The organism is Vreelandella titanicae (genome assembly GCF_014697095.1).
GTDB classification, from domain to species: Bacteria; Pseudomonadota; Gammaproteobacteria; order Pseudomonadales; family Halomonadaceae; genus Vreelandella; species Vreelandella titanicae.
In genome coordinates this window covers 3,394,104-3,409,385 of record NZ_CP059082.1, presented here as the reverse complement: position 1 = coordinate 3,409,385, position 15,282 = coordinate 3,394,104, and the positions used below count along the sequence as shown (strand labels likewise).

Below are 15,282 nucleotides of genomic sequence, written 5' to 3'. Positions count from 1 at the left end.
AAGCTAACAAAAATCAGTTGCGCGATGATCAAGTACATAGGTAATGCGCTAACCGTGAATGCTCTCCCCCTTCAGCATACACAGCTCACTGTATCTAGCCAGTCTGTTTGCAAAATCGTGTACAAATGTTGCTACTGCGTTACCAGACATGTAGGAACGATTATTATTTTAGCCAGAAGGAGGATGCTTTCCCTCATGAAAACCAGAGGCCTCTCCGCTCAGCGCATCAAACCAATCCAGTGTGGTATGCAGTGACACTACGCTGCCCACTATTAGCAGCGTAGGCGGTTTAATGTGGCCCGCCAAGAAAGTATCTGGTAATCCAGATAACGTCCCCACGTGGGTACGCTGTCGGCGGGTCGTGCCCTGTTCAATCAGCGCCAGCGGTGTGTCTGGCGCTAAACCATGCTTAACCAGCGCCTGGCTGATCACCTTTACGGTGCCCAGCCCCATATAAAACACCAAGGTTTGCCCAGGCCGCGCTAACGCATCCCAATCAAGCTCACACTCCCCCTGCTGTAAATGCCCGGTGATGAAACGCACCGACTGGGCATGGTCGCGATGGGTCAAAGGAATGCCCGCATACGCCGCGCAGCCTGATGCCGCCGTCACCCCTGGGATGACTTCCACGCTCACTTGTGCTGCCACCAGCGCCTCAAGCTCCTCTCCGCCACGGCCAAAAATAAACGGATCACCCCCTTTAAGGCGCACGACACGCTTACCCTGCTGAGCCCACTTTACAAGCGCTTGATTAATCCCCTCTTGAGGGACGCTGTGCAGAGAGCGTGCTTTACCCACATAAAATCGCTGCGCCTGTGGCGGTATAAAGGCGACTATTTCACCGCTAACCAAGCGGTCGTACAGCACCACTTCAGCGGACTGCAGTCGCTTATACGCTTTTAGCGTCAATAACTCCGGGTCGCCAGGGCCCGCGCCCACTAGACTTACCAAGCCGTATGGCTGAGCCGTTTGCTCTCGTCCTGCTTCCAAGAATCCACCCCAGGAATAAAAAAGTTTTTTAATATGCAAAAAAGTAATTAATTTTACCACTAAATGCCAATAACACCTTGTCTATTGCTTATAATGCAATCGAATATATATAAATAGAACATATATATTCTAAAAAAATATAGATAATAGCCATTTTGTCTGCAATGGCTTACATCCTGATTACGTATTTAGGGCTAATCTTCACGATCGAATTTAAATTGGCATATGTTTGGAGATTCACGCATGCCCGTGAATGATATAGACGCACCAGAGCGAGTCAGTGCAGACCACCTCGTACCCCACATACCCGGCGTTATCTTTCAGTTTCATCGCGCGCGCAATGGCCATATGCGGTTCCCCTACTTGGAGGGCGGCGGCGTGGCTCTCAAACATATTGACCGGGAACTGCTCGCCGAAAATGCAGGGCAGCTAGTTGAGCAACTGACCGGCAACGACCACCCCAAGATAATGTCCGCTATCGAACGCTCAGCCCGCTGGATGTTGCCTCTCACCACACGCTTTAGGCTACCGTTTCCACAAGACAAACCACACTGGATTGCGGTTAGCGCCAAACCCAAGCCCGTCGTCGATGGCGTGCAGTGGAACGGCATAATGATGGATATTAGCGATCAAGTCAGCGAAGAGCAGCGGCTGCGCAAACTATGCGATACAGACCCCCTGACTCAACTCCCCAATCGACGCAAGCTCATGATGCACTTAACCCATGTTGCATCGCTTAGCGCCCGCCACGGCACACCGCTCTCCATCATGATGATCGATATTGATCACTTTAAGCGGCTTAATGATCGTTGGGGACATCTGCACGGGGATGATGTGCTTAAACAGTTGGCAACCTACGCCCAGTCGCTGCTGCGTTGCGAAGACATGGTGGCTCGGTTGGGAGGAGAAGAGTTTATGGTCGTGCTGCCGCTTACTCCGCTGCAGCAATGCCATGCACTTGCCGACCGCTTACGCCAGGCTATCAGTGTACGCGACTTCGGTATGGGGCCAGGCCAAGTGACGCTGAGTATTGGGGTTGCCGAATATCGCTGTGGCGAACCCCTCACGAGTCTGATCGAGCGGGCCGACCAGGCGCTGTATAGCGCCAAAGACGTTGGTCGTGACTGCGTTTGCCATCTACGCTGATAAAGCATACTCAATTGCAGGAGCCAAACAATGACAAGGCTAGCCGACGCCATTTGTGAACCGTGCAGCAAAGATGCTCAACCTTTAAGTAAAGATGAAGCCCAAGAGCGGCTAAAAAGCCTCAGCCAGTGGCAGATTGTCGAGCACGATGGCATCATGAAGCTGTCGCGAAGTTTTAAATTCCGTGACTTTGCCAGCGCATTGGCATTTACCCAAGGCGTTGGCGATATTGCAGAGCAGGCTGGCCATCACCCCGTTATCGTGACCGAGTGGGGCAAAGCCACCGTCACGTGGTGGTCTCACGCTATTAAAGGCCTGCATCTTAATGACTTCATTCTTGCCGCCAGAACCGACGAGGTAGCCGAATAAATGTTTGAGCATATTGAGCGAGTCCCAGGAGATGCCATTCTCGGGCTGATCGAAGCTTTCAAGAAAGATACCAATCCGCAAAAGGTGGATTTAGGTGTTGGTGTTTACCGCGATACCCAAGGCAATACGCCGGTAATGCGCGCCGTTAAGGAAGCAGAAGCTCGCCTGCTCAAGAATGAAACGACGAAAACCTATATCGGTTCTCACGGCGCGCCCAGCTATGGTGAAGTAGTACTTCCCATGGTATTTGGCGCTGAGTCACCGGTACTCAAAGCCAACCGTGCCAGCGCTACCCAGTCGCCTGGCGGCACCGGCGCCCTGCGCCTAGCAGCCGACTTCATTTCCACTCAGTTGCCGGGCAAAGGTATCTGGGTAAGCGACCCAACATGGCCCAACCACCACGGTATTTTTACCGCCGCGGGTATTGAGCTGCACAAGTACCCCTACGTTGACCCCGACAACCGTCTCGACTTCGACGGTATGCGTACAGCGCTAAAAAGCATTCCAGAAGGCGATGTAGTCGTACTCCACGCCTGCTGCCATAACCCGACCGGGTTTGACCTTTCCCACGACCAGTGGCAGGAAGTATTAGAGATCGTCCGTGAGCGCAAGCTGCTGCCGCTGATCGACTTTGCCTATCAGGGCTTTGGCGAAGGGCTGGACGAGGATGCTTACGGCGTTCGCTTACTGGCGGAAAACCTCGACGAAGCGATCATCACCAGCTCCTGCTCCAAGAACTTCGGTATTTATTGTGAGCGTACCGGCTGCTTGATCATGGTGGCAAAAGACAGCGAGCAGATGGACAACATTCGCTCACAGGTCGCGATCGTGGCACGGGAAAACTACTCAAACCCGCCTGCACACGGCGGCTCTATCGTCAGTGAGATCCTCCACGATCCAGAGCTGACTGCGCTATGGCGTGAAGAGCTCACCGAAATGCGTGACCGTATCAATACTCTGCGTCGCGATTTCGTTGAAGCACTGAAACCCTATGGCCTGGACGAGAAGTACGCCTGCGTAGCTGAACAGCGCGGTATGTTCTCCTACACAGGCTTAACGCCGGAACAGGTAGATCGGTTGCGCGATGAGTTTGGCATCTACATGGTACGCTCGGGTCGCGCTAACGTAGCGGGCTTCTCCCATGAGAACCTGCCCTACCTGGCCAAAGCGATTGCCGCTGTCAACGACTAGCTAGCAAGCATTGCCGCACTACAAACGCCCAGGCCTACCTGGGCGTTTTTGTGTGCTGAATACTTGACCGATTAGTCAACACTTCGGCACACTCAGCGTTGCCTTGTATACAACACACCATAATCAAGAGGCCTAACATGGCGGCTGCCAGCACCCACTACCCCTGGTACAAAAAAGAAGACACCGACGCGTTCTTCGCCCTGTTCCAAAACAATATTGCCAACTTTGTCATTATTGCCATCACCATGCTGGGCATGGGATTCCCCTCTTCCATTGTCTATGGGCAGGTGCTGCCAGGCGCGGCAGTAGCGGTAATGGTCGGTAATTTCTACTATGCCTGGAGCGCGGCAAGACTGGCCCGCAAGGAGAACCGTGCCGATGTAACGGCGCTCTCTTACGGTATCTCAACGCCGGTTATGTTTGTGTTTCTATTCGGCGTACTGCTACCCGCCAAACAGCTCACCGGTGATGCAGAAATGGCCTGGAAAGTAGCCGTCGCCGCCTGCTTTATCAGCGGCGCCATCGAAGCCGCAATCAGCATAATTGGCCGCTGGGTGCAGTACCACCTACCGCGCGCTGCCATGCTGGGCGCCGTTGCGGGTGTCGCACTGACGTTTATCGCCGGTGAAATGCTGTTCAAAACGCTGGAAATGCCGATTATTGGTCTACTGGTGCTAGCGATCATTATTGTTGGGCTGGTCGCACGAGTGAGTATGCCGTTTAAACTCCCCACCTCACTATTCGCCATTATCGTCGGTACCGCCATGGCCTATTTAATTGGCGACGCCGGCACCGAGCGCTTTAGCGATGCGTTCACGCACTTGGGCTTTTATCCATTACTTCCCAACCTAGCCTGGTTTGAAGGGCTGGGATTACTGCTGACCAGTATGCTGGCGGTACTCACCGTGGTGCTGCCGATTACGCTCTATAACGCCATTGAGACGATGAACAACGTCGAGGCGATGGAGGCCGCAGGCGATAAGTACGATGTGCGGGAGTGTCAGGCGGTTGATGGCGCAGGCACCATGATTGGCGCGCTGTTTGGCGGCGTCTTTCCTACCACGGTCTATATTGCCACCGTAGGGGCCAAGTGGATGGGCGCAGGCCGGGGCTACAGCCTGCTCAACGGCGCGGTATATGCGCTGGCTACCATGTTCGGCTTAATCGCTGCCCTAGCCGCAATCATTCCCGTTTCAGTGGTCGCACCGATTTTGGTCTTTGTCGGTATGTCGATGATTGCCACCGCGTTTCAGTCCAACGACACACGCTACTATCCTGCCGTGGCGTTGGCCATGCTACCCTACTTCGCCAACTACGTGATGACGCGCTTTAACCGCGGGGCTGGTGAGGTCGTCACCGATATATCCAGCGCCATTGTGGTGATGGGCCAAGGGGCTATGTTTATGGCCATTCTGTTGGGCGCTATGACGGTATCGGTGATTGATCACCAGTTCCGACGCGCGGCCGCCTTCGCTGCCATTGCCGCGGGCTTTTCCTTCGTTGGGCTGATGCACGCCCCCGAACTGTCATTCAATGCTGCCCCCGAGTTCGTGATGGGCTACTTAGGGATGGCGCTGCTGTTTATCTACTTCTCCTTTCAGGAAGCTGGGCGCCTGCGTTAATTAACGAATCCCGCCTGCCGATGCGGGCGGGAAAGAATGCGCCGCATGACTTGCCACGCCATCAATCCTGCCAGCAGGTTGCCTACGGCGGCGCCCGCCGCCAGCCCCCACCAACCGAAGAGCTGTGAACCTAACCACAGGCAGGGTAAATAGCAGATAAACAGCCGTGCGCTGGATAGCAGCATCGCTCGCAGCGGCCAACCTAGAGCATTGCCCGCCGAAACCACTAACATACAAACGCCCAGCGCTGCGTAGCTTGGCAGCAGAAAGCGAATCAGCAGGGTCAGCTCGTTTTGTACCTCTGGATTGCCTGCTAAGGCCATGGCTAGCCAGGGAGCCCCCAGGGCCAGTAGCACGCCCAGACTAAGCTGCCAAACCAGCGCGACCTTTACCGCCAAACGCATAAGCTGCTGAATTTGCCCCCAATCTCCGGCACCATAGCAGCGTCCTAACCACGGCGGTAGCGACATGGTCATAGCCAGAATAACCATCAGGGAAAGCGTTTCCAAACGGCTCGCCAACCCCCAGGCCGCTACTTCACTTTCACCCAGACCCGCCACCACTGAGATTGCCAGCATCGCAGCCAAGGGCGGCATCAGTTGGCTGACCATCGCGGGGGCGGCAATGCCAGTAAACGGCCGCCACGACTGCCTCGCCTCTAGCCATAGGCCTTGCTGCGATGCCCACTGGCGTTTGAGCAGTTTACGTGTAGTGACCAACAGACCCACTGAGAAGGCAATTGCAGTTGCCCAGGCAGCACCGGGCAATCCCCAACCCTCCCAATCGCCGACACCAAAAATCAGTAGTGGATCGAGCACCAGGTTCACAACACTACTGAGAACCATCATTTTACCTGGTAAACGGGTATCGCCATGGGCACGGAAAATGCTGTAGCTGAAATAGAGCAGTGCTCCCAGCCAGGCGGACAACAGTTGCGGCCCCCAGTAAATATGGATATAGGAAAGCGTCGTTTCATCGGCGCCAAGGAGCTGAAAAACGGGCACATGGAACACCCACAAGGCAAACGCCAACAGACCAATCACTCCGCCACCTGCCATTAATACCAGGCTGCTCAAGCGCCTCGCTCGCTCCCCTTCCCCTGCGCCGAGCGCCCGGGAAATAAGTGCCGCAATGGCGATACCCATACCCACTTGAATGCCGATAATCAGAAATGACAGCGGAAAGGTGAACGACTGCGCCGCTAGCTGTGCGGTACCCAAACGGGCAATAAAGGCGCTATCAACAAGTTGAAAACCCAATAGCGCCAACACCCCGATGGCCATTGGCCAGGTTTGCCGCCATAGGGTTATCGCCAACTCGCGTTGCTGCATCACAATTGCCAAGCCAACTCTCCTTTTATTCGCCTTAAACGCAAAAACGCCACCACCCCTAGCGGAGTGATGGCGCTTAACTAAAAGTACTCTTTACTGACGAATACCTTCAAACGTGACGTACAGCTCAAGCTCATGCATGGATTCTGGAAAATCGCTCATGTCGATTCCGTAATCACTCAACGTCAGCGTAGTGCTGCCTTCGAAACCAGCACGGTAGTTACCCCAAGGGTCATCACCCTCACCCATCAGTGTAACCGGCATTTCAATCTCTTGGGTTTCGCCATGCAGGGTCAGATCACCAGTCAAGACGCCTTCATTTTCACCCGTTGATTCAAAGCCTGTGGAGCTAAATGTGGCGGTAGGGAACTCACCGGCATTAAGGAAATCTTCGCTCAAGATATGGCGATCACGCTCGGCGTGATTGCTGGTCAGGCTATCAACCTGCACTTCGATTTCAGCAGAAGACGCGTCGAGATCTTCAGGATCATAGGCAAACTGACCATCGAACTCTTCAAAGCTGCCGAGAATGTAGGAGAAGCCCAGATGTGAAATTTTAAACTGGACAAAAGCGTGCTGACCTTCGGTATCAATCTGATAATCAGCTGCCTGCGCTTGGCTCAAAGGTACCAGCGCTACAGCGGCGATCGCGGATGCAAATGCTGTCTTCTTGAACATATTGAATTGCTCCTTGCTTTACTTAATAGGCACCGCGGGCAGTCAATTATCTTACCCGCAGTGTTTAGAAAAACGTGTATACAGACAACGTCATTAACTTGGTGCGTTTTAATTGCCAGCTTGGCTATGCGCTGGGTTTAACATGCGTACCAAGGTTTTATGCCGACCTAACCAATGGTGCTTAACAGCAGCAAGGGCGTGGCCCGCTGCCAGGATCATCAACGCCAGGGCGCTGTACCAGTGTACGGTGCCCGCCTGGTTTGCCTGATTGGGCAAGTCATATAGCAACGCCGGCACCTCAAACCAACCAAACACACTAATACCACGTCCATCAGCAGTAGAAATTAAATAACCGCTCACCATAACGACTATTAGAAGCACATAGAGCGCAATATGACCGAGATGGGCAGCAATAGTTTCTAATCGACTCCCCTCGGCGTAGGGCGTCGGCTGTACGAAGCGCCATACCAAACGCGCAAAGGTAGCAAACAATAGCAAGATGCCAATCGAGCGGTGTACCCACGGCCCCTGATTATACCAAGGGTCATAATAGCCCAGGTCAGTCATCCACCAGCCCAGTGCAAACAGACCAATAATGGCCAGCGCGCTTAGCCAATGAAACAGAATACTAATCAATCCCCAACCGTTGCGACTGTTACGCCACATTGTGCTATTCCTCATTTTATCTATGGCTGCTTCAACTTAGCCAACGCGCTTATCAGATCTTGGATTACGCTATTCGTCCACGCCCAGAACCTTACCGCTAGAAGCTAATAAAAACCGCTGAAAAAAGCAGGATATTTCATTCGTAAAAACCATTGAATAACCAGGTAACAATTTTTACGCAGTTCGTCTTTCTAAAAAGACAAAGCCAATCCATTCTATAAAATCGAACAAAAAAAGCAAATATAACCAATTTTATAATTTTGTTTGCACGCTTACTATTAATGCATGTCCTAAAGGACATCCAGCAATGACCGAAAAACGGTACATAAACTTTCTATTAGAGAGCGCCAATCATGAAAAAAATGACCCTTATCACCGCTATTGCCATGACATTGACTTCTACTGCCGTTCTAGCTGAACAGGGATCTGGCGAGCTTAACCAGATTATTCAGCCTAGCTCTTCAGCGAATTACAGCACTGACAGCGTGCACCTGACACCAGCTGATTTGCCTTTGGTCAACGGCGATGCAAAGAACAACACCGTTGTTGCTCCGAGCTCTCACATCAATCACTCTTCCAGCAATGAAGATCAGGTTGCGCTGTCAGACCTGCCTCACCGCAACGCTTCTTGAAACAAATAAGGGGGCTTTGTTTGCACAGCATATGACCCATTAGGTTTCAAAAGTACGAAAAACCCACCTTCAAAGGTGGGTTTTCGTGACTGTGTAGGATTGCTTAACATCAATTAGCCAGCCAGAACATCCAAGCCACGAGCAAGATCGCGCTGGATATCCTGCTGACTCTCAAGCCCTACCGCCACGCGGATCAGCCCTGGCGCAATACCCGCCGCTTCTTTCTGAGCATCAGACAAACGCCCATGGGTAGTGGTGGCCGGATGAGTAATAGTGGATTTAACGTCACCCAAATTCCCTGTTATCGAAAGCATTCGGGTTGCATCGATCACCTGCCACGCACCCTCTTGTCCTCCTTTCACTTCAAAACCCAGCACCGCGCCAAACCCTTTCTGCTGCTGTTTAGCCAAATCGTGCTGAGGATGATTCTCCAGGCCGCTATAAAACACATGCTTAACCGCCGAGTGGGCATCCAGCCAACGCGCCAGGGTCAAGGCGTTTTCACAGTGAGCTTTCATACGCAGCGACAGGGTTTCCAGGCCCTTGGTAAAAATCCACGCGTTGAAGGGGCTCAAGCAAGGCCCGCAGGTGCGCACCACGCCGAACACTTCCTCAAGCAGCGCATGACTACCTACCACGGCACCACCAACTGCACGGCCTTGGCCGTCCAAATACTTGGTCGCTGAGTGAATAACCAAGTCAGCACCTAACGCCAAGGGCTGCTGAAGTGCCGGGGTAAGGAAGCAGTTATCTATCGCCAGTAGCGCATCGTGACGTTTTGCCAACGCAGACAGGGCCGAAATATCGGCAATTTCTGACAGTGGATTTGAGGGCGTTTCGGCAAACAGTAGCCGCGTTTTGGGAGTAATCGCCGCTTCCCAGGCAGCAACGCTGGAAAGTTCCACATAGCGCGTGGTAATACCCAGCTTACCTAGATACTTATCGAACAGACTAACCGTCGAGCCAAATAGCGACCGGGAGGCCACAATCTCGTCCCCTGCGGAAAGCAGTGCCAGCGCAGTGGAGAGAATAGCGGACATACCCGAGCTGGTGGCCACACAACGCTCGCCACCTTCAAGGGCCGCCAGGCGGCGCTCAAAGGTATGCACTGTCGGGTTGGTAAAGCGCGAGTAGACGTTGCCCGGCTCCTGCCCACCAAATTTACGCGCCGCTTCTGCAGCGCTTTCGTAGACAAAGCTTGAGGTCGGAAAAATAGGCTCCGAGTGTTCTTGCTCGAAGGTGCGCTGATGGCCCGCACGGATAGCCAGCGTCTCTAATGACCACTCATCCTGGTGACCGTCTTCCTGATGATTATCATCATGCATAAGACTTCTCTCCTAATCGTCCAGGTCATCGTCCTGATTGTGCATATCGACCAGGGCATGATCACCGGCACTTTGATCCTTGGCGGAATCATTACGGCTAGCTTCCAAGGCGGCCAGGTAGGCGTCGTCGATATCACCAGTCACGTAATTGCCGTCAAACACCGAGCAATCAAACTCTTCCATTTCCGGGTTCACTTCGCGACAGGCCGCTTTTAGATCCTCTAGGTTTTGATAGAAGATACGGTCAGCGCCAATCAAATCCCCTACTTCCTCTTCGCTGCGGCCATGAGCAATCAGCTCAGACGCTGCAGGCATATCGATGCCATACACGTTGGGGAAACGTACCGGGGGCGCCGCCGAGGCAAAATAGACCTTGCGTGCCCCGGCATCGCGGGCCATTTGAATGATCTGCTTACAGGTCGTGCCGCGCACAATGGAGTCGTCCACCAACAAAACGTTTTTGCCTTTAAACTCAACGTCTATCGCATTGAGCTTTTGGCGTACCGATTTTTTACGCTGAGTTTGCCCCGGCATAATAAAGGTACGGCCAATATAGCGGTTCTTCATGAACCCTTCGCGGTAGGTCACCCCGAGGTGCTGCGCCATTTCAAGGGCGGAGGTACGCGACGTATCAGGGATCGGGATGACCACGTCGATATCGTGATCCGGCCACTCGTTGAGAATGCGATCCCCCAGCTTGCGACCCATCTGCATACGGGTGCCGTAAACATAGGCGCCGTCCAACAGTGAATCGGGACGCGCTAGATAAACGTGCTCAAAGATACACGAACGTAGCTCGGGGCGGTCAGCACATACCTGGGTGTGAATATTGCCTTCGATGTCGACAAAGATGGCTTCACCAGGCGATAGGTCACGCTCCAGTTCAAAACCGCCCACATCCAAGGCGACGGATTCGGAGGCGATCATCACCGCCTGCCCGTTCTCCTCTTCGCGGGTACCAAACACCACGGGGCGAATACCGAAGGGGTCACGAAATGCCACCATGCCAAAGCCATTAATAATCGCGACAGCGGCATAACCACCCTTGCAGCGACGGTGAACACGACGCACGGCGTCGAAGATATCTTCCGCTTCCAGGTGCAAACCCTGCTTGCCCAGCTCGTGAGCGAAGACGTTAAGCAGCACTTCAGAATCGGAGCTGGTGTTGATGTGACGCAGATCGGTAGAGAACAGCTCCTGCTTCAACTGCTCAGAGTTGGTCAGGTTACCGTTATGCGCCAGCGCAATGCCGTAAGGAGAGTTAACATAGAACGGCTGTGACTCAGCTTCACTTGAAGAGCCTGCCGTCGGGTAACGCACGTGACCAATGCCTAGGTTACCTTTTAGGCGGGCCATATGACGGGTGTGAAATACATCACGTACCAAGCCGTTACTCTTGCGCAGTAGGAAGCGTCCCTCGCTCCATGTCATCATGCCGGCAGCGTCCTGGCCACGATGCTGAAGTACGGTCAGGGCATCGTAGATTCCCTGATTTACCGCCTGCTTGCCCAGAAGGCCCACTATACCGCACATTCACGTTACCTCGCTTAATGCCATGGCTTACCTAAGTCACATACCTAAGAAAGCCCGAACGTTCGTAGAATCGACTTCAGTAGCAGGTCAATCACCTGCCGGGATAACCTCACGCTCCGTCGCACTAGGCAGACGCAGTTCAGGTAGAGAGATGTCGCGCAGCGACGATGGCGCCTCAGGCAGCTCACGATCCCACTGATCTAACTGGCTCACCGCCCAATCGCGCAGTTGAATAAAGGTCGGTCGCAGCTCGGCTTGTTGCCACGCCTGCAGTTCCGCCAGCGGTGTGAGGGTAATCAGCACGGTAGCAATAAGCAAAATAACCGCCCCACGAGCAACACCAAAAGCGGCCCCCGCCACACGGTTCAAAAGCCCCATGCCTACCCACTCAATCGCCGCATGCACCAAGCGAATGACTATGCCGCAAAGCAAAATAACGGCAAAGATCACCAGTATAAAAGCGAGCACTAGGCGGGCATCAAAGCTATCGATAAACCCGCTCATCAGTTCGGCCACCGGTTCGGCGAGGACTCGGGCAACCATTAAGGCAACGACCCAGGCGGCCAAACCCAATGCCTCGCGAACAAATCCCCGGACGAATCCGGCTAGCATTGATAGCGCCAGCACGGCCAAGAACACCGCATCAATCCAGGTTAATGCCATCGTTTAGTCTCTTACCCGAACAAGCAGGCCCTGCACATTGGCCCGCTCTTTAATCGAGGACATGGCAGACTCCCCCTCCTCAGAAGTGGCATAAGGGCCCACAAAGACAGTGGTCATATTGTTATCGCGCTCACGCTGATAAACAGTAAACCCTTCACCCGAAAGCTGCTCGCTAAGGCGCTGCGCATTACCGGGCTCTCCAAAGCTGCCGACTTGCACCGCCCACTCTCCCTGAGCACTTGCTGAGGGGGTGGATGAGCTAGATGAGGAGCTTTGCGATGAACGTTGTGAAGAGCCCTGTGAAGAGCCTTCACTGCTGTTTTGACCGCTGCCACTATTGCTGGCAATCAGGTCAGCAATAGGGTCGCTATCGGAGGTCGCCGGCTCTTCATCCGGTTCACTGGATCCCGCCGCCTCGGGACTCGAGGGCGACTGATTAGCAGCAGTAATTTGATCGGTTTCCGGCAACCTCGGATCGACGTCAATAGGCATATCGCCCTCTTCATTACGGGGCGCTGACGATAGAGACGGCTCGCCGATGGTTGAAGGCCTTTCCGGTACAGGAACGTCACGGCGCTCCACTTCAACGGGCTGCTCGATCACAAAGTTCGGCTGGGGACGTTCTTCCCTTGGTGCGGGGTCGCTCATTAGCCACGGCACAAAGATCGCCAGTAGCGCGAGCAGAATCACAATACCGCTAATGCGTTCCGTTTTACCGTATTTCATTTCCGTCTCCATCAAGCGACGCAGCGCCTGTTGGCAGTGGCCGAGCTAACAGTGCCGCTACTGTAAAGAACGACCCGGTGGCCAAGACACGATCATTGGGCGTTAACATTTGCGCGAGCCAATCGACGCCTGCTTGCGGCGAATCGGCGCGAAAATGCACCCGCCCTCCCTGAGCTATAATACGTTGCGACAACTCGCTTGCCTGGCAACCTCGCTCGCCACCAAGCGACACGCACACCCAATCATTAATGCGGGCCGCTAACACCTGTATGACACCGTCAATATCCTTATCATTCAACATGCCGATAAGACCCCACTGGCGACCACCTTCCGGCGGTGATGGCAAATGGCGCACGACATACTCGGCGGCATGAGGATTATGCCCCACATCCAGGCACCAGGGGCCAACCCATTGCAACCGTCCTGCCAACTGCACCGAACTAAGCGCTGCTTGCACACGTGATTTTTCTAACTCAAGCCCGGCAAGCACAAGCGACTGTAAAGCGCTGGCAGCGTTATCAACAGGCAGCCCAGGATCGGGAAGTTCCTCAATAACAATGGGTTGACCATCCAGATACTGCCCCTGCCAGCGCCATTGGGAGCGTTCACCCGCCATCGCCTGATAGGTAAATTGCTGGCCCAAACTAAACGTGGGCGCGGTAAGCGCCTGGGCACACTCAGCAACGCTTTCTGGCAACGTTTGACTACCTAACACAGCGGGCCGATTGGGCCGAAAAATACCGGCTTTTTCACGCCCTATCTGGGCTAAGTCGGTGCCCAAAAAGTTAGCGTGATCCTGAGCGATGGTGGTGACGATAGCCACATCCGCATCAACAATATTAACCGCATCTAGGCGCCCACCCAGCCCGACTTCCAGTACCGCAAGATCAAGCTCTGCATTGACCAGGCACCACAGACCACACAGCGTACCCGCTTCAAAATAGGTGAGGCTGATTTCACTATCCTGCAAGCGCGCACGCTCCACCTGCTCAAACCCCTGCACAAGCAGTTGGTCGTCGGCTTCCTGACCGTCGATTTTAACGCGTTCGTTGTAGCGCAATAAATGGGGGGAAGTATAGGTACCCACACGCCAACCATGGGCACGGGCAACGCTATCAATCATGGCAAGGGTTGAGCCCTTACCATTGGTGCCTGCTACCGTAATAACGCGAGGGGCGATGGGGCTTGCGAGCAGCCCCATACGTTTTGCCACCTCAGAGACCCGCTCCAGGCCCATATCAATCCCCACCGGGTGCAGGGATTCCAAATGCTGGAGCCACTGCTGTAAAGAGTATGGCTGTAGAGCGTGTGGTTCTAGAGAGTCAGGCATTGCGTGAATGATCATCACTCTTAGCGGAAGTGGTATCCTGCTTGGTCGCATCGACCTTTTCAAAAGTGACGTTAGCAGTATCCGCTAAGGTAGCTTCCTCGACGATCGGCTCAACAACGTCAGCATCATCAGGGGTTATCGAACTCACCGGGGTCGCATCGTGGTGCGTTAGCTTACGCAGCACACTGCCCACGCGAGCACGCATTTCATGGCGATGGACGATCATATCGACGGTGCCGTGTTCGAGCAGGAACTCACTGCGCTGGAAACCTTCCGGCAAGGTTTCACGCACCGTTTGTTCGATAACCCGCGGGCCAGCAAAACCAATCAAGGCATTGGGTTCGGCAATATTCAAATCACCCAGCATTGCCAACGAGGCTGAAACACCGCCAAAGACGGGATCAGTGAGCACCGAAATGTACGGCACACCCGCTTGCTTGAGCTTTTCGAGCGCGGCGGAGGTTTTAGCCATCTGCATCAACGAGAACAGCGCTTCCTGCATGCGCGCACCACCAGAGGCGGCAAAACACACCAGCGGGATATTCTCTTCCAGGGCCAGGGTAGCGGCGCGAATAAATTTCTCGCCGACCACCGCCCCCATTGAGCCACCCATAAAGGTGAACTCAAAGGCAACGGCGACCACCGGCAGACCATCCAACTCACCGCGCATAGCGACCAGCGCATCTTTCTCGCCAGTGTCTTTTTGCGCCGCGGTCAGGCGGTCTTTGTACTTTTTAGAGTCGCGGAACTTCAATCGATCAACAGGTTCGATTTCCGCCGCTATCTCTTCGCGTCCTGCTTTATCCAAGAACCAGTCCAAGCGTTTGCGTGCCGTCAAGCGCAGGTGATGATCGCACTTGGGGCATACGCTGTTATGTTTCTCTAGCTCAGGGAGATAGAGAACCGCTTCGCACTTGGGACATTTACGCCAGAGGCCGTCGGGCACGCTAGCGCGACGGTCTTTACGCTGGATACGACCCATGGAGGGTACGATCTTGTCTAACCAGCTCATATCAAAAAGGCTTCCGTTATACGTCAACGCCCGGCAAAACCAGGCTTGATGAGTGTCGTTAATCTATT

General features: G+C 54.0%; 15 protein-coding genes. 5 read left to right on the top strand and 10 right to left on the bottom strand.

Features of this window, described 5'->3' with window-relative positions; all coding sequences use genetic code 11:
- Window positions 1-168: 168 nt before the first annotated feature.
- Window positions 169-990: a uroporphyrinogen-III C-methyltransferase gene (cobA, locus tag HZS52_RS15705; RefSeq protein WP_051430467.1), complete on the bottom strand. Its 822-nt coding sequence runs from the start codon at window positions 988-990 to the stop codon at window positions 169-171.
- A 243-nt stretch (window positions 991-1,233) separates the two neighbouring features.
- Here cobA and HZS52_RS15700 point away from each other — a divergent pair, with 243 nt between their 5' ends.
- The 4 genes from HZS52_RS15700 (at window position 1,234) to HZS52_RS15685 (ending at window position 5,318) form a co-directional block, all read left to right on the top strand.
- Window positions 1,234-2,136, top strand: coding sequence for a GGDEF domain-containing protein (locus HZS52_RS15700; RefSeq protein WP_022523231.1), 903 nt, complete (start codon window positions 1,234-1,236; stop codon window positions 2,134-2,136).
- A 30-nt stretch (window positions 2,137-2,166) separates the two neighbouring features.
- A complete protein-coding gene (locus HZS52_RS15695; protein WP_022523230.1) occupies window positions 2,167-2,505 on the top strand; it encodes a 4a-hydroxytetrahydrobiopterin dehydratase in 339 nt (112 codons plus the stop codon).
- A complete protein-coding gene (locus HZS52_RS15690) occupies window positions 2,506-3,696 on the top strand; it encodes an amino acid aminotransferase (RefSeq protein WP_138801594.1) in 1,191 nt (396 codons plus the stop codon).
- Window positions 3,697-3,833: 137 nt separating this feature from the next.
- Window positions 3,834-5,318, top strand: a complete 1,485-nt coding sequence (locus HZS52_RS15685; protein ID WP_138801595.1) for an NCS2 family permease — start codon at window positions 3,834-3,836, stop codon at window positions 5,316-5,318.
- On the opposite strand, the gene HZS52_RS15680 is transcribed toward HZS52_RS15685, so the two are convergent.
- From HZS52_RS15680 to HZS52_RS15670, 3 genes are all read right to left on the bottom strand, one after another.
- A complete protein-coding gene (locus HZS52_RS15680; protein ID WP_190374928.1) occupies window positions 5,315-6,649 on the bottom strand; it encodes an MATE family efflux transporter in 1,335 nt (444 codons plus the stop codon). The genes HZS52_RS15685 and HZS52_RS15680 overlap by 4 nt on opposite strands.
- A 93-nt stretch (window positions 6,650-6,742) precedes the next feature.
- Complete coding sequence (locus HZS52_RS15675) at window positions 6,743-7,327, bottom strand: YceI family protein (RefSeq protein WP_022523227.1); 585 nt, start codon at window positions 7,325-7,327, stop codon at window positions 6,743-6,745.
- A gap of 108 nt (window positions 7,328-7,435) precedes the next feature.
- Window positions 7,436-7,993 carry a cytochrome b gene (locus HZS52_RS15670; RefSeq protein ID WP_190373141.1) on the bottom strand — a complete coding sequence of 186 codons (558 nt, stop codon included), beginning with the start codon at window positions 7,991-7,993 and terminating at the stop codon, window positions 7,436-7,438.
- Window positions 7,994-8,346: 353 nt separating this feature from the next.
- On the opposite strand from HZS52_RS15670, the gene HZS52_RS15665 reads away from it, so the two are divergent.
- A complete protein-coding gene (locus HZS52_RS15665; RefSeq protein WP_022523225.1) occupies window positions 8,347-8,625 on the top strand; it encodes a hypothetical protein in 279 nt (92 codons plus the stop codon).
- Between the two features lie 113 nt (window positions 8,626-8,738).
- Here HZS52_RS15665 and HZS52_RS15660 read toward each other — a convergent pair whose 3' ends face one another.
- The 6 genes from HZS52_RS15660 to accD form a co-directional block, all read right to left on the bottom strand.
- A complete protein-coding gene (locus tag HZS52_RS15660) occupies window positions 8,739-9,950 on the bottom strand; it encodes an O-succinylhomoserine sulfhydrylase (RefSeq protein WP_041158508.1) in 1,212 nt (403 codons plus the stop codon).
- Between the two features lie 12 nt (window positions 9,951-9,962).
- Window positions 9,963-11,483: an amidophosphoribosyltransferase gene (gene purF / locus HZS52_RS15655; protein ID WP_009286952.1), complete on the bottom strand. Its 1,521-nt coding sequence runs from the start codon at window positions 11,481-11,483 to the stop codon at window positions 9,963-9,965.
- Window positions 11,484-11,570: 87 nt separating this feature from the next.
- Window positions 11,571-12,146 (bottom strand): CvpA family protein, encoded by a 576-nt coding sequence (locus HZS52_RS15650; RefSeq protein ID WP_009286953.1) that lies wholly within the window; start codon window positions 12,144-12,146, stop codon window positions 11,571-11,573.
- Between the two features lie 3 nt (window positions 12,147-12,149).
- Window positions 12,150-12,872 (bottom strand): SPOR domain-containing protein, encoded by a 723-nt coding sequence (locus tag HZS52_RS15645; protein WP_190373140.1) that lies wholly within the window; start codon window positions 12,870-12,872, stop codon window positions 12,150-12,152.
- A complete protein-coding gene (gene folC / locus HZS52_RS15640; RefSeq protein ID WP_190373139.1) occupies window positions 12,859-14,202 on the bottom strand; it encodes a bifunctional tetrahydrofolate synthase/dihydrofolate synthase in 1,344 nt (447 codons plus the stop codon). The genes HZS52_RS15645 and folC overlap by 14 nt, the downstream gene beginning before the upstream one ends.
- Window positions 14,195-15,214, bottom strand: coding sequence for an acetyl-CoA carboxylase, carboxyltransferase subunit beta (gene accD, locus HZS52_RS15635; RefSeq protein ID WP_035579698.1), 1,020 nt, complete (start codon window positions 15,212-15,214; stop codon window positions 14,195-14,197). Before accD ends, folC begins: the two co-directional genes overlap by 8 nt.
- Between the last annotated feature and the right edge of the window lie 68 nt (window positions 15,215-15,282).

Excerpts from the sequence above, each read along its gene's own strand:
- HZS52_RS15680 (WP_190374928.1), bottom strand. The coding sequence starts at position 6,649 with ATGCAGCAACGCGAGTTGGCGATAACCCTATGGCGGCAAACCTGGCCA.
- HZS52_RS15685 (WP_138801595.1), top strand. The coding sequence starts at position 3,834 with ATGGCGGCTGCCAGCACCCACTACCCCTGGTACAAAAAAGAAGACACC.
- folC (WP_190373139.1), bottom strand. The coding sequence starts at position 14,202 with ATGCCTGACTCTCTAGAACCACACGCTCTACAGCCATACTCTTTACAG.
- HZS52_RS15675 (WP_022523227.1), bottom strand. The coding sequence starts at position 7,327 with ATGTTCAAGAAGACAGCATTTGCATCCGCGATCGCCGCTGTAGCGCTG.
- HZS52_RS15695 (WP_022523230.1), top strand. The coding sequence starts at position 2,167 with ATGACAAGGCTAGCCGACGCCATTTGTGAACCGTGCAGCAAAGATGCT.
- purF (WP_009286952.1), bottom strand. The coding sequence starts at position 11,483 with ATGTGCGGTATAGTGGGCCTTCTGGGCAAGCAGGCGGTAAATCAGGGA.
- HZS52_RS15700 (WP_022523231.1), top strand. The coding sequence starts at position 1,234 with ATGCCCGTGAATGATATAGACGCACCAGAGCGAGTCAGTGCAGACCAC.
- HZS52_RS15650 (WP_009286953.1), bottom strand. The coding sequence starts at position 12,146 with ATGGCATTAACCTGGATTGATGCGGTGTTCTTGGCCGTGCTGGCGCTA.
- HZS52_RS15645 (WP_190373140.1), bottom strand. The coding sequence starts at position 12,872 with ATGAAATACGGTAAAACGGAACGCATTAGCGGTATTGTGATTCTGCTC.
- HZS52_RS15665 (WP_022523225.1), top strand. The coding sequence starts at position 8,347 with ATGAAAAAAATGACCCTTATCACCGCTATTGCCATGACATTGACTTCT.
- HZS52_RS15660 (WP_041158508.1), bottom strand. The coding sequence starts at position 9,950 with ATGCATGATGATAATCATCAGGAAGACGGTCACCAGGATGAGTGGTCA.
- HZS52_RS15690 (WP_138801594.1), top strand. The coding sequence starts at position 2,506 with ATGTTTGAGCATATTGAGCGAGTCCCAGGAGATGCCATTCTCGGGCTG.
- HZS52_RS15670 (WP_190373141.1), bottom strand. The coding sequence starts at position 7,993 with ATGTGGCGTAACAGTCGCAACGGTTGGGGATTGATTAGTATTCTGTTT.
- accD (WP_035579698.1), bottom strand. The coding sequence starts at position 15,214 with ATGAGCTGGTTAGACAAGATCGTACCCTCCATGGGTCGTATCCAGCGT.